Annotated in this window: 12 protein-coding genes; 5 read left to right on the forward strand and 7 right to left on the reverse strand. The window is 52.5% G+C overall.

All coding sequences use genetic code 11. The features are described from left to right. Positions 1-147: 147 nt before the first annotated feature. Positions 148-1,548: a cytochrome C biosynthesis protein gene (locus tag CX651_RS01160; RefSeq protein ID WP_101052820.1), complete on the reverse strand. Its 1,401-nt coding sequence runs from the start codon at positions 1,546-1,548 to the stop codon at positions 148-150. 289 nt (positions 1,549-1,837) lie between these two features. Between CX651_RS01160 and CX651_RS01165 the strand changes: the two genes are divergently transcribed. Continuing rightward, complete coding sequence (locus tag CX651_RS01165; protein WP_101052822.1) at positions 1,838-3,730, forward strand: methyl-accepting chemotaxis protein; 1,893 nt, start codon at positions 1,838-1,840, stop codon at positions 3,728-3,730. A 119-nt stretch (positions 3,731-3,849) separates the two neighbouring features. Here CX651_RS01165 and CX651_RS01170 read toward each other — a convergent pair whose 3' ends face one another. Both CX651_RS01170 and CX651_RS01175 read right to left on the reverse strand, forming a co-directional pair. Beyond that, on the reverse strand, positions 3,850-4,269 hold the full coding sequence (locus tag CX651_RS01170) for an OmpA family protein (RefSeq protein WP_101052824.1): 420 nt from the start codon (positions 4,267-4,269) through the stop codon (positions 3,850-3,852). Positions 4,270-4,496: 227 nt separating this feature from the next. Next, complete coding sequence (locus tag CX651_RS01175; protein ID WP_101052826.1) at positions 4,497-4,913, reverse strand: organic hydroperoxide resistance protein; 417 nt, start codon at positions 4,911-4,913, stop codon at positions 4,497-4,499. 113 nt (positions 4,914-5,026) lie between these two features. On the opposite strand from CX651_RS01175, the gene CX651_RS01180 reads away from it, so the two are divergent. The 3 genes from CX651_RS01180 to rlmC all read left to right on the forward strand — a co-directional run bounded on the left by CX651_RS01180 (position 5,027) and on the right by rlmC (position 7,866). Further along, positions 5,027-5,458, forward strand: a complete 432-nt coding sequence (locus tag CX651_RS01180; RefSeq protein WP_101052828.1) for a MarR family winged helix-turn-helix transcriptional regulator — start codon at positions 5,027-5,029, stop codon at positions 5,456-5,458. Between the two features lie 13 nt (positions 5,459-5,471). Further along, on the forward strand, positions 5,472-6,659 hold the full coding sequence (locus tag CX651_RS01185) for an FAD-dependent oxidoreductase (RefSeq protein WP_101052830.1): 1,188 nt from the start codon (positions 5,472-5,474) through the stop codon (positions 6,657-6,659). 73 nt (positions 6,660-6,732) lie between these two features. Beyond that, positions 6,733-7,866, forward strand: a complete 1,134-nt coding sequence (gene rlmC / locus CX651_RS01190) for a 23S rRNA (uracil(747)-C(5))-methyltransferase RlmC (protein WP_101052832.1) — start codon at positions 6,733-6,735, stop codon at positions 7,864-7,866. 11 nt (positions 7,867-7,877) lie between these two features. Here rlmC and CX651_RS01195 read toward each other — a convergent pair whose 3' ends face one another. The 4 genes from CX651_RS01195 to CX651_RS01210 are packed head-to-tail and all read right to left on the reverse strand — an operon-like array spanning position 7,878 to position 11,008. Then, positions 7,878-9,071 carry an ATP-binding protein gene (locus CX651_RS01195; protein ID WP_101052834.1) on the reverse strand — a complete coding sequence of 398 codons (1,194 nt, stop codon included), beginning with the start codon at positions 9,069-9,071 and terminating at the stop codon, positions 7,878-7,880. Further along, positions 9,068-9,778, reverse strand: a complete 711-nt coding sequence (locus CX651_RS01200) for a response regulator transcription factor (protein ID WP_101052836.1) — start codon at positions 9,776-9,778, stop codon at positions 9,068-9,070. The genes CX651_RS01195 and CX651_RS01200 overlap by 4 nt, the downstream gene beginning before the upstream one ends. Continuing rightward, the gene (locus CX651_RS01205; RefSeq protein ID WP_101052838.1) at positions 9,775-10,149 is read right to left on the reverse strand and encodes a DUF3019 domain-containing protein; all 375 of its coding nucleotides are present in this window, start codon (positions 10,147-10,149) and stop codon (positions 9,775-9,777) included. Before CX651_RS01205 ends, CX651_RS01200 begins: the two co-directional genes overlap by 4 nt. Positions 10,150-10,156: 7 nt before the next feature. Then, positions 10,157-11,008, reverse strand: coding sequence for a MipA/OmpV family protein (locus CX651_RS01210; protein WP_101052840.1), 852 nt, complete (start codon positions 11,006-11,008; stop codon positions 10,157-10,159). Between the two features lie 615 nt (positions 11,009-11,623). Between CX651_RS01210 and chrA the strand changes: the two genes are divergently transcribed. Further along, positions 11,624-12,772: a chromate efflux transporter gene (gene chrA, locus CX651_RS01215; RefSeq protein ID WP_101052842.1), complete on the forward strand. Its 1,149-nt coding sequence runs from the start codon at positions 11,624-11,626 to the stop codon at positions 12,770-12,772. The last annotated feature ends 17 nt before the right edge of the window (positions 12,773-12,789 follow it).

Below are 12,789 nucleotides of genomic sequence, written 5' to 3' on the forward strand. Positions count from 1 at the left end.
GAGTCACGTCGGGACTCGGGCATGATACTGTTATCGGCATCAATAGCCTTAACTTTAGCCTAAATCCCGCTTGTCCGGCAAAGCAGCCAAGCCGCCAGTGGGCGACTCGGCTTCTTGCTGCGGCTCTGCACTTCAAGTCGTGAGCCATCAAGCGGCCTTACGGCGGCGCTCCAATAGTTTTCTACTGCTGACAATCAGGATAGTGATGACTATGGCACCGATAATCAGCCCCAATGCCAGGGTTACGCTCTGCAGCGCCGCCGGGTTGACCGCCAGGGTGCCGCCCAAGCCAAGCATCATGATGCCGGACATTAGCTTCAGGGTCTGGCCCTCTTTCTCGGTTAACTTACGTTTACCGAGCGTCATGCTGAAAGCGATCACTATGATGGCCAGTGGGATCACATAGACAATGTTGTACAGCACCAGGTACATATAGCGCTCAAAGCTCGGCAGGTTATGCATGGAGAGCACACTGGTGTAGATCATAGGGAAACCGGCAGTACACAAGAGCTCATAGGCGTTGGCCAGAATCGCCAGCACTGTGGTGCCGGCTATCATGGTCGCCAGGCTGGAGGCGCTGGATAGCTTGCCCATGCGCTTGATAAGTCCGCTGCGGTTTTCCGCCGACATGGAGAGGGTCACTTCCCCCTTGGTAAAAAAGTAGTCTTTGATGTTGATAGTGCCTGCTATCAGCGCCAGGATCCCCGCCGCCAGAATAATCATCCCGCCATCACTGCCGGCGCCTAATAGCTGGAAGATATTGAGCCAGGCGGTCATAAACAGGAAGTAAATAAAGCCAGAGAAGAACACGAAGATGCCACCAACCAGTAGCATACGGCTGCGGCTCTTGGCATTGACCATGATGGACAACAGGAACAAGAGCACAAAGAAGGCGCAGGGGTTAAAGGCATCGACACCGGCCAGTACCAGTGTCAGGATTGGCAGTGACATGGTTTCAGGTGTCACCACCCCAACCAGAGGCAACTCTACTGGCTGCACTTCCGGCTCTGCCGCCAGAGCCGTGGCATCACAAGTGCCGTCACCACCATCATTGGCGCAGGTGCCAAACAACGGCGCCTGGGTTGAGCTCGTGCTTGCCTGAGTACTTGCTTGTCCCGGCATATCTTCCGGGCTCAACTGGCCGCCCGCCTGCAAGTAGCAGTTCTTGAGGCGGTTGAGCAGGAATTGACCTGTTACCTCTTCACTGGAATAACCGACTATCGCCTTGCCACAGGTAGCCATATAGGGCACAGAACGGGCTTCTGTTCCTGTCTCTGTGGCCAACTGCTGCCACAGCTCTTGAGTGCCTTCGGCGCCCACCATCACAGAGTGCAGCTCTATCCAGGGATAGCGCTTCGGCAGAGAGTCAATGAATGGATGCGCTTCAGCGCAGTGGGGGCAGGTCTTGGACCAGACAAAATATAAAGGAATTTTGATCTGCCCTTGCTGATCCTCCTGTTGCCACTGGATCTGCGACGCCGAATATTCGGTTGCGGTAAGGCCTGCGCTGAAACTCAGTAACAGGCAGAGAAAGAAGGTTCTTAACATAAGCTTACCTGTGTAAGAGGGATTAAATTGTATCTGAATGACCCATAGCCCGGTTCAGGCTACAAGTGCCCTACGAATACTTTACTCCAAAGCTTTGGTATTCATGAAAAAGCAGCATCAAAACTGTTAGCAGACTCGAAAAAGTCCCTAAAGTGAGACACATGGATATTTGTTAAGCTTTGAGTAATGAAAGTGCATTCGAACAGTGTCAACGCGCTTAACAACTTCAGTAATTTATATTTTTGCCGCTACACTTTTATTGCCCACAACATTTTCTATAGGACTTCTTATGCAATTCACGCTTAAAACCCGCTTACTGCTGGTCAGTTTGGGCGCAGTTTTGCTTACGGTTGCCGCCCTGGTTGGCCTTTCTTCCTTCTCTATTCGTGATAATGCCATGCAGAGAACCCAGCATGAGGTCGATCAGCTGGCGACCACCTTTGCCGGCGGCATAGGGCTGTGGATGTATGACAGACAAAAGGCGGTCAGCAGTCTCAAGGGCACTCTGCAGCGGAATCCTGAGATTAATATTACCCCTTTTCTGATGCAGGCCCATGAGGCCAGTGGTTTTGCTTTGACCTACTACGGCGATGAGCGGGGTAATATGTACCGTCAGGATCCCAGCCTGAATACGGCTGGCTATGATCCCCGGGTTCGCCCTTGGTATCAGGATGCCAAGCGGGAAGGAGCCATGATAATGACGGCGCCTTATGTCAGTGCCACATTGCAAAAGCTGGTGGTCACTATAGCCGAGCCAGTAATGAATAACGGCCGTTTGCAGGGCGTGGCAGCGGCTAACCTCACCATAGATCAACTGACAGATGCGGTGCGAACCCTCAAGGTGCCGGGTGACGGCTATGCCGTGATGCTTGAGCGCTCAGGCTTGATTATCAGCCATCCGGACAAGGAGCTGAATGGTCAGCAGTTCAGCCGTCTTGGCAGCGCCTTCAATCCTCAGTGGCTCAGCGCCAGGATCAGCGCCAATACCCTGGATGAGATGGCATTCGACGGCAGCAGCAAGCTGTTTTACGTGGCGGCGGTGCCTCATACAGATTGGGCACTGATGTTTGTGATGGACAAGGCAAGCATCATGGCCGAGGCCACCGAGCTGGCATGGTGGATGTCTGCGGTGGGCGTGTTGTTTTTGGTAGGTTTTGGTCTGTTGCTGGTATTGGTATTCAAGAGCCAGTTCCGCGATCTGGAACGTCTGGCCAAGGCGCTCAACGATATTGCTGAAGGGGAAGGGGACCTCACAGTCCGCATCGAGACCCGTAATCAGCACGATGAGATAGGCATGCTCGCTGCCGGCTTTAATCGTTTTGTTGAACGCTTGCACGGCATGATTTCTCGTATGAGTGACATAGCCCAGCAGTTGGGAGGTCAGGCACAGGAGACCCGCCATTCGGCCGAGAGTAACAGCCAGAGCATCGAAGTGCAGCAGGACGAAGTCACTATGGTGGCAACCGCTGTAACCGAAATGGCCAGCGCCACCGAGGAGATCGCCAGTAATGCCGAGCTGACGGCACAGACTGCGCAGTCGGCGGTTGGTCTGGCCGGCAGTGGACAACAGCAGGTGCTGCAGAGCCAGGAGTCGATTCGTAGCCTGGCGCAGGAAGTGGATACCGCCAGTCAGATCATCGGTGAGCTCAACGAGCACTCGCAGAAGATCAACAGCATTTTGTTGACCATCAGCGGTATTGCCGAGCAGACCAATCTGTTGGCTTTGAACGCCGCCATCGAAGCTGCCAGAGCCGGTGAGCAGGGGCGTGGCTTTGCCGTGGTGGCTGATGAAGTCAGGGTGTTGTCGCAGCGCACTCATGCGTCGACACAAGAGATCCAGACCATGATTGAGACCTTGCAAAAAACCGCTTCCAAGGCAGTGAACTCCATGGCTCAGAGTCATCAGATGGCCGAAACCAGTGTGATGGATGCCGAATCGGCCAGTGCCAGTCTGGCGCAGATAAGCCAAGCAATTACCCAGATATCCGATATGGCCAGCCAGATAGCTACAGCGGCCGAAGAGCAAACCTCTGTCACCAGCGAAATCAACCGTAATACCGAGTCGATTCGTGAGGTTTCTCAAACCCTGTCACAGGAGGCCAACAGCGCCACAGTCAAAGCGCAGGAGTTGGCAAAGTTGTCAGATTCGCTGCGCCGTGAAGTCGGCCGTTTTAAACTCTAGCGCAATGCCTAAGGAGGGTGCGAACAAGTCCCATGTGTGCTTGCATCGGCTTACGGGCCTGTAAGCCACTTCGCACCTTCCCTAAGGGGCATACATTTGTGGATCTTGAAAGTACTTAGTTATTCGGCGGCGCTTGGCTTTTCAATCGTCGCCATCATCTGTTGGTTATTACACCAGTGCAGACTCACTTCGCGATTGTCTTTATGGGTTGCTGTGCGGATACGAGTGACTATGGGGCGAGAGAAGTGTGCTGCGGTTAAATATTCTTTAACCCTTTCAATTCGTCTATTGGCAAGCCACATATTATATTTTTGTAACTCTTCATCGCCGATAGACTTATCCATATTGAATTCCAATAACAGATAGCCGCTTGAATTGTCGCTATTATCAGCAACAATTTTATCCAGTTGCAAAGAATCCCGACTACTGAAATAAGAGCTGTTCTTGGCATAATCGACATTGCCAAGCAGGACGCTTTTATCGCAGGTGGCTTGGGTCGCGCCGGTAAACAGCAGTAACCCCAGAATCAGGGCACGCATATCATTCTCCTTTGACTATGACTTTATTATTGATCTTGTCCACTTTTGAGGCGCAAATTTAATCGATTGTTCAGAGGAAATCAATTTTATATGAATATCAGTTTTTTCTGAATTGTAGCGTCAGAATACAGAGTAGGTGACGGAAAAATGTCGCAGGAAATAAAAGGTTAATTACTGCGACATCTATTTATATCTTGCCAAGTAATTGACTGAATAATATCAGAGCTTCAGTTGATCTTAATATCATTCACTGTGAGCCCTACATTAAGATTGTTGCGGGTGGCATTGGAGTAGGGGCAAACATTGTGGGCCTTGAGCACCAAGGCTTCAGCCTCAGCTTGTGCAAGCGGCAGAGTGACAGCCAGAGATACCTGCAGCGCAAACCCGCCATCTTGACTGATCAAGCCGACATCTGCGGTGACAGGAGCGCTGGCAAGCTTGATTTTGTCCAGGCGCGCCACATGTAAAATGGCGTTGGAGAAACAGGCGGCGTATCCGGCGGCAAACAACTGTTCCGGATTGGCTCCGGTTCCTGTCCCGCCCATCTCCTTGGGATAGCTTAGGGTCAATGACAAGGCACCGTCATGGGTGACTACTTCGCCGTTGCGGCCGGCTTTGGCTGTGGCTTGAGTGTGATAGAGCATAGTAGTTTCCTTAATTTAAATTGTGTACAACCTAATTGCTGGCAATGATAGATCGATATTTGTTCCGGAAGCAAGTATATTGTGCGCAATTAAATTGTGTTTAGGGTTTGCATATGTCAAACGAACCCCTGTGCCTGGAAAACCAGGTCTGCTTTTCGCTATACAGCGCCGCCAATGCTATGGTGCGGGCCTACCGGCCTGTGCTGGATGCCCTGGATCTTACCTATCCGCAATATCTGGCTATGCTGGTGCTTTGGCAACACAAGGGCATCAGTGTCAAGGCGCTGGGTGAGCGTTTGCATCTGGATTCAGGCACTTTGACGCCCTTGCTCAAACGCCTGGAATCTAAAGGTTTGCTGTTAAGAGGCCGCAGTGAACAGGACGAGCGGGTGCGGGTATTGACGCTCACTGATGCCGGCCAGGCTTTGCAAGCGCGCGCCGCCGATGTGCCCGAGCAGATGCTGTGTCGCAGCGCCATGCCGCGGGCGGAGCTGCAACAACTGAAAAGCTTGTGTGACACCCTGTGGCAGCAATTGGAACGTTAACGGAAAGAGGCTGATGGAACAGGTCGATCTGGCAATCATAGGTGGTGGCATCTCCGGCGTGGCGGTGGCGCAGTGCGCGGCGGCGGCCGGTTATTCCGTGGTGCTACTGGAAAAGTCCACTCTGGCGGCAGGCACCTCCTCCCAGTCCAGCAAACTGATCCATGGCGGCTTACGTTATCTCGAGTCCGGGCAACTGGATCTGGTGCGTGAATCGCTGCGGGCCCGGCGTGAGTTATTGCGTCTGGCGCCAACCTTGGTCAAGGCCGTCCCTTTCTTTATCCCGGTTTATCGTGACAGTCGCCGCGGCGCCTTGACCCTCAGGGCCGGCCTCAGCCTCTACGGCTTGCTGAGCGAGTTTGACCGCCTGGGCCGTTTTCGTAGCCTGCCTGCCAGGGCTTGGGGGAGCTTTCCCGGACTCAAGCTGGCCGGAATGACCCATATGTTCCAATACTGGGATGCCCAGACGGATGATGCCTTGCTGACCAAGGCGGTGGCCGACAGCGCCAGGTTGCTCGGTGCCGATATCCGCGAGGGCGCCGAGTGTTTGACAATAGAGCATAAGCCTCAGGGATGTAAGCTGAGTTACCGGGATGCGGATGGCGACAAAATGCTGCACTGCCGCTTTCTGGTCAACGCCGCCGGCGCCTTTGTCAACGAACTGCTGGCGCGGGTGACACCGCCCATAGCCCAGACGGCAATAGACTGGGTACAGGGGAGTCATTTGCTTCTGGATATTCCTGCGCCGCCCGGGGTGCTCTATCTGGAGTCCTGCTTCGATGAGCGGGTGGTATTCGTGATGCCTTGGTACGGCAAGACGCTGATAGGCACCACGGAAACCCTCTGCCAGGGACCGGTTCCGCAGATCACCCGAGAGGAGATAGCTTATCTGCTGGGGATCTATCGGCACTATTTTGGAGGCTCTGGCAGTTTCACGGGTGCTGTCACTACAGAGGCGCTTGAAGCCAAGGTATTGGCGCATTTCAGTGGCATGCGGGTGCTGCCTAAGGGTGATGGCGATGCCTTTGGTCGGCCGCGGGAGGTACAGTTGTACCAGCGTTATTCCCATCCCAGATTGCTGACGCTCTACGGCGGTAAGTTAACCACCTTTCGTGCCACTGCCAAAGCGGTGACGGCAGAGATAAGCAAGGTGCTTGGCAAACGCAGCCCCAAAGCGGATGTCGACAAGCTGATGCTGGGATGATTTTTAGGGTGAAACAGGCTAAAGTGTGCCGCTTTTGCCGCCGGGCTGAATTGGAAACTTGGGATATATTAGAGTGAGATGTGACTTTTTTGCGCAGGGCAAGTGCCGCTCCTGTACTCACATAGCAACGCCAATGGTGCAACAACTGGCCGCCAAGAGTGAGCAGTTGGCGCAGTTGCTCAGCCCCTTTACCCCCTTTGAACTCTTAGCCCCGGTCAGCGGGCCGTCCCTGGGTTTTCGCAACAAGGCCAAGATGGTGGCACTCGGGGCCGCCCATCAACCCATTCTGGGGATAGTTTCCCCGAGTGGTGAGGCCGTGAGCCTGTGCGATTGTCCTCTTTATCCTGCCGATATGCAGGCCCTGCTGCATCGGCTTGAGCTGTTTGTGCGTCAGGCCGGGATCCCACCCTATCGGGTAGATAAGGCCAAGGGCGAACTCAAGTTTGTGTTGTTGACCCGCGCCGAAATCAGCGGCGACTTTATGCTCAGGTTTGTGTTGCGCTCCAGGCAATCCATCGAACGGATAGAGCGTGAACTGCCAAAGCTGCTGGCCGAGTTTCCTGCCATCAAGCTGGTATCTGTGAATCTGCAGCCGGTTCATATGGCCAGGCTCGAAGGTGAGCAGGAGATTTTTCTCACCGAGGCGCAGCGTCTGGAGGAGTCCTTCAATGGCGTGCCTCTTTATATCCGCCCCAAGAGCTTCTTTCAAACCAACCCACAAGTAGCGGCGGCCCTCTATCAGAGCGCCAAAGACTGGGTCAGTGAGCTGAAGCCTGAGTCGATTTGGGATCTCTTCTGTGGTGTCGGCGGTTTTGGGCTGCACTGCGCCAGCAAAGACACAGAGCTTACAGGTATCGAAATCGAGGCCGAAGCCATCGCCTGCGCCAAGTTATCCGCCGAAAAGTTGGGGCTTGAGCGGGTGGACTTCAAGGCGCTGGATTCGGGCAGTTTTGCTGTGGCGCAGTCGGCAGGCCAAGTACCGGAACTTATGATAGTCAATCCGCCGAGACGTGGTATAGGGGCCGAGCTTTGCCAGGCCATTTCGACCTTTGCGCCGCCGCATCTGCTCTATTCCAGCTGCAACCCTGAATCTTTGGCCAAAGATCTGGCGGCCATCAGTGGTTATCGTGTGCGCAAGGTGCAGCTGTTCGATATGTTCCCGCACACGGATCATTATGAGGTATTGGTGTTGCTGAGCCGTGACTAAGACAGTGGCGTCTATTCTCTTGGCCAATACAGGCTGATGGCGGCGCCGCCCAGAGTTTGCGAGTGGCTCAGCTCCAGTCGGCCGCCGTGCCAGATGGCAATCTTGCGCACTATATAAAGCCCCAGGCCAAAGCCGCTGCCATCACTCTGTTTGGCATCTCTGGCAAAGGCCGCCAGTAGTTTTTTCCCTTTGTCTTCAAAGCCCGGGCCATCATCCTCGACTCTGAGGCAGTTATGGCTTTCGCTTTGCTCGAAACTCACCTGTATCTCTTTTTCGGCGAAACGCATGGCATTTTGGATCAGGTTCTGGCAGGCCACATTCATTGCCGTCTTATCGAATTGTGCCTGGCCCGGCACAGAGTGGAATCCTATCTGAAAGTCACGGCCATAGAGGCTGTATTTTTGCTCTAGAGTCTGCATAAAGTCTGCGATGGATTGTGATACATGACACAGCTCTCCCTGTTTATGCTCCAGGCGGGCAAAAGAGAGATAGTTGGCAGCCAACTGTTCTATCTCGTCTATGTCCTGGGCCAGGCGCGCTGCGTATTGAGGCTCCATCTGCTGCTTGCTCAGCTCAAGGGCAAAGCGCATCCGCGCGAGCGGAGTGCGTACTTCGTGGGAGATGGTATGGGATAACTCTTTATGCATCTGGACAAAACTCACTATCTGGTGGCTCATGCTATAAAGCGCCTGAGCCAGCGGAAAGATAGCCGAGCTTTTACGTATGGTTAGCGGTTGCAGCGAAGGTTGATGGCCAAAGCGAATGGCGCTTTGTTGCAGGGTATGGAGATCGCGAAACACAGGCCAGATAAGCAAGATGGCAACCAGAGCCAGACTGGAGTAGAAACCGAGCAAGATCAAACTGGTGGTATCCTCTTTATCTTGCTTCTCTGTTACCGGGCCAAACCTGAGTAGCTCAGTGCCTGAGCCTTGCTTGTAGTAGTAGAGCTCACCGCTGGAGTGACGCAGTGCCAGGGTTTGTCCCTCATTGAGTAACTGCCTCAGGCTAGTGGGTAGTGCCAGGCTGCCGGCGGTAAGAGTCGACAGATGCGCGCCTTGACCCCGGGTCTGCAATAAGTCGTCCACCGAGATTAAATAACTGGCTTCTTCGCTGCGGTATTGTTCTGTCAACTGGTCAAAACTCCACAGCAGCAGGGAGCAGGACAGTAGCAGAAAACCGAACAGCCGATAGAACTGAAATTTCATGCCCGAGCCCTGGTCATGGCCTGATTGGGCTGGTAGTTGAACAGGTAGCCCTTGCCATGCACTGTGGTGATCTGCAGACCGCTTATCTTTAGTTCATCCAGGCGTTTACGCAGCCTGCTGACCTTCAAATCTATGGCCCTGTCCAAGCCATCATAGGTACGGCCAATAAACTGCTCAAACAGGTACTCCCGCGATAATATTCGTCCGGCGTTGATAACAAACACCCACAGAAGTTCAAACTCCTTGGTAGTAAAGGTCAGCGCCGAGCCCGCCAGAAACACCTGCTGCTGGTTAGGGTCAAGCTGTAGATCGTGCAGACACAAAGCTTTACGTCCTGGCAGCTGTTGGCGGTTACGAAGTTGAGTACGTATTCGTGCCAGCAGCAAGGGAGGCACCACAGGTTTGAGCAGGTAATCACAGGCGCCGAGCTCCAACCCAAGGATCTGATCGCCCTCACTGTCGCGGGCGGTGAGGAAGATAAGTGGGCAGGGATAACAGGCCGCCAAACGAGGGTAGATGCAAAAGCCATCTTCACCGGGCAGCATTACATCACAAAGGATCAGGCTGAAACTGTCACTGTCCTGACGGGCGAGTGCGGCTTCGGCATTGTCCAGATGAACCAGCTCGAAATTTTCGTTGGTCAGATAGGTGCAGATCAGCTCTGCCAGTGGCAGATCATCCTCGATCAGGAGTATTTTTTCTTTCATAGCAGATCCCAACTCAGGCCCCGCCGTCTGCGGCTGGCGGGCTCATAGATAGCCACTCTGAGCAAACGGCTGGCAACGGTACGGTTTTGCTGATCCCTGAGCTCGATAAGTGTATCCCGGGCCAGGCTTAGCTGCAGTTTATAACTGAAGTCTCGGCGTTGATGAAAACAGGTCAAAGGTGCTGCGCTGTGGGCCAGCCACAGGCACAGAGAGCGAGGCTGTTGGCTGTGAAACTCGAGTTGCAGTTGCAGTTTGCACTCGGATTCCTGATTGGTCATGGCGCAGGTATCCGGCGCCAGCCAAAGATCTTCCCCCAAGGCGCTTGCCCAGGGACTTATCAGCATGAGTAACCACAGTAACCATCGATTCATAGAAGCCTCAAAACCGATAACTCAAACCGATGAAACCTGAGAGATAGCCATCCTTGTCTATCATGGGACTGTCGGTGATCCCCGAGTCAAGCCAGGTGTATTCGGTTACCGCTACCAGGTTAATATCCTGCCACAGTGGCAGATTAACCAGCAGGCGGGCGTGATAATTGATACTGGCCGAGGGAGAATAGCTTAGTCTCAGCGGGCCGCTTTCTTCAGGTCTTAGCTGATAGTAGTAACGCACCAGGGATTCACTCTTGCGAATCGCGCCCAGCTCAAATCCCAGAGCCCCCCATGAGTAGAGCAGGCTCTTTCTTAATCTGAACTGCAATTCGTTGCCGTCATGTACCCCGGAAATGTCGTGAAACATGCCCAGATTGATATCTGTGTAGGGCGTGACCCAGGTGACGGAAACTCCGCCCAGATAGGAGATGTGACGCTTGATTTCGTTAAGGATAGGTTCGCTGTTACTGTTGGGGCGTATGACCTGCGCCTTGTAGGGAGAGAAGCCTATGATGTCGCTTAAAAACAACTTGTTAAGCCCATCAAACTCGAAAAAGAATCCATCCTCATTGAGCTTGGTTTGCAGGTCGAATAGCAAGTTGTCCGACTCATGAAGGCTGTAGCCCAGTGTAAAGTTTTCCAGATAGAAGCGTTTTGAGTAGTAGCTCCAGGATGGTAGCAGGAAAGTTTCTATCGGCTTGGCATGCACTCTGGGATTGTCCAGCCGACCATATCCCAGGGCGAGGGCGAGTCTGAACTCATCCACAGGGATAGTTTCCGTCGCATTTTCTTCAGCTGCTGCAGTCAGGTGCAACTGAAGGCCAAGCATCAATATCGCGTACCACCAAAGCTTCATAGCTTACTTCTACTTCCTGCGAACTTTCATTGAATCTAAATAAACACTTGTTAAAAGTCTGTAAAAATTTAACCAAGTTACAAAATGCTACAAAAGTATTATGTTTTTGGTTCTTTTGTGGTGATTGTATTTGATGTTTTTGTGAATATCTATGCGATTAAAATTGACGAGTGTCAAAAGTGTTGCTAGTCAGCTTAATGACAGTTGGTGTATTTTGGTTAGCATTCTGATTGGTGATTGTTTTTGTTGTGGTTTATTTTTAGCCTGGTTGGTTTGGGCTTATGGGCATAATCCTTGTTAATCGCTTTTGAATAAATATTAATTGTTTGAATTATGTTGCGGGTTTGCGCCTGGCGGTGGTCTTAAGACAGCCAAGATACGTGGTTGATTCTGAACGGATACACTTGCCGACGTGTTGGGAGGTCGCGATTCAGGGAAGATTTACCGCTATTTTGTTTTAATTACAGCTAGTTGAGAGGCTATGACTGATTCTCAGTTGCCTGTTCATTTGTTTGTCTTGCCGTACGCCTACAGACTAAGCCTATGAATATAAGATAAGTGTCACACTTATGTCATACAATGGAGCCAGATCAAACAAGTATAGAGCTAACACAGATGTGGCAGATTTTTGTTCGTTTCTTTTCATTGGGACTGGTGAGTTTTGGCGGCCCGGCGGCGCACATAGGTTACTTTCGCAAGACTTTTGTCGAAGAGTTAGGCTGGCTTGATGATAAAGATTATGCGTCATTGGTGGCTTTGAGTCAGTTTTTGCCCGGCCCGGGATCGAGTCAGGTCGGTTTTGCCATAGGTTACCGCCGCGGTGCCCTTCCCGGGGCGATACTGGCCTTTATCGGCTTTACCTTACCTTCGTTTCTATTGATGTTTCTGTTGGCTGTCAGCAGCTATCAATACCTCTCCAGTGATTTATTTCAGGGGGTTATTGCCGGGCTCAAGTTATTGGCTGTAGTGGTGGTCGCCGATGCCGCCTGGGGGATGTTCAAGCAATTTTGTCGCAACCGCACCACTCAGGTGTTGGCCTTGTTGAGTACAGTGATCCTGCTGTTATGGCCAGGGAATTTGACCCAGTTGCTGTTGTTGTTTGCCGGTGCCATTGTCGGATTTTTCTGGCTCAATCGTGATGCACCAGCGCCGGCCAAGCCGGGAAGCATGCAGCTTAACTGGAGTGCTTTACTGATATTTCTATTTTTATTGCTGCTTACAGGTCCCTTACTTGCTCATCCTCTGGCTGAACTATTCAAACAGTTTTATCAGACCGGCTCTATGGTATTTGGCGGCGGCCATGTGGTACTGCCTTTGCTTGAGAGTCAGCTGGCAAACAGTATAGATCATGATAGGTTCCTTACCGGCTATGCACTGGCACAGGCTGTTCCCGGCCCCATGTTCAGTTTGGCGGCTTATTTGGGGGCTGAATTGTGGCCGCAAAATGCTCTTGTTGGCGCTTTAGTGGCAACCTTAGCCATCTTTCTGCCCGGTTTCCTGTTGTTGCTGGCGGTGATCCGCGGCTGGCAGGGAATTGCCGAGCGCCCGAAAATGGCGGCCATGGTGATGGGGATCAATGCCACTGTCGTTGGTCTGCTGGTGAGCGCTCTCTATCAGCCGGTATTTACCAGTGCCGTGACCCGTCCGATTGATATCGCCATGGTGTTGACCGGCTTTATGTTGCTTAAGCTATGGCGTTTACCTTTGGTATTTTTGGTATTCGGCTTTGCGGCTATGGGCGCTGTTTTGACTCTCTCTATGTAAACAAATGGTTTTATTTT

Origin of the sequence: Shewanella chilikensis (assembly GCF_002836945.1) — a bacterium.
In the GTDB taxonomy this organism is placed as follows: domain Bacteria; phylum Pseudomonadota; class Gammaproteobacteria; order Enterobacterales; family Shewanellaceae; genus Shewanella; species Shewanella chilikensis.

Excerpts from the sequence above, each read along its gene's own strand:
- chrA (WP_101052842.1), top strand. The coding sequence starts at position 11,624 with ATGTGGCAGATTTTTGTTCGTTTCTTTTCATTGGGACTGGTGAGTTTT.
- CX651_RS01210 (WP_101052840.1), bottom strand. The coding sequence starts at position 11,008 with ATGAAGCTTTGGTGGTACGCGATATTGATGCTTGGCCTTCAGTTGCAC.
- CX651_RS01175 (WP_101052826.1), bottom strand. The coding sequence starts at position 4,913 with ATGCTCTATCACACTCAAGCCACAGCCAAAGCCGGCCGCAACGGCGAA.
- CX651_RS01195 (WP_101052834.1), bottom strand. The coding sequence starts at position 9,071 with ATGAAATTTCAGTTCTATCGGCTGTTCGGTTTTCTGCTACTGTCCTGC.
- CX651_RS01180 (WP_101052828.1), top strand. The coding sequence starts at position 5,027 with ATGTCAAACGAACCCCTGTGCCTGGAAAACCAGGTCTGCTTTTCGCTA.
- CX651_RS01185 (WP_101052830.1), top strand. The coding sequence starts at position 5,472 with ATGGAACAGGTCGATCTGGCAATCATAGGTGGTGGCATCTCCGGCGTG.
- CX651_RS01200 (WP_101052836.1), bottom strand. The coding sequence starts at position 9,778 with ATGAAAGAAAAAATACTCCTGATCGAGGATGATCTGCCACTGGCAGAG.
- CX651_RS01165 (WP_101052822.1), top strand. The coding sequence starts at position 1,838 with ATGCAATTCACGCTTAAAACCCGCTTACTGCTGGTCAGTTTGGGCGCA.
- CX651_RS01205 (WP_101052838.1), bottom strand. The coding sequence starts at position 10,149 with ATGAATCGATGGTTACTGTGGTTACTCATGCTGATAAGTCCCTGGGCA.
- CX651_RS01160 (WP_101052820.1), bottom strand. The coding sequence starts at position 1,548 with ATGTTAAGAACCTTCTTTCTCTGCCTGTTACTGAGTTTCAGCGCAGGC.
- CX651_RS01170 (WP_101052824.1), bottom strand. The coding sequence starts at position 4,269 with ATGCGTGCCCTGATTCTGGGGTTACTGCTGTTTACCGGCGCGACCCAA.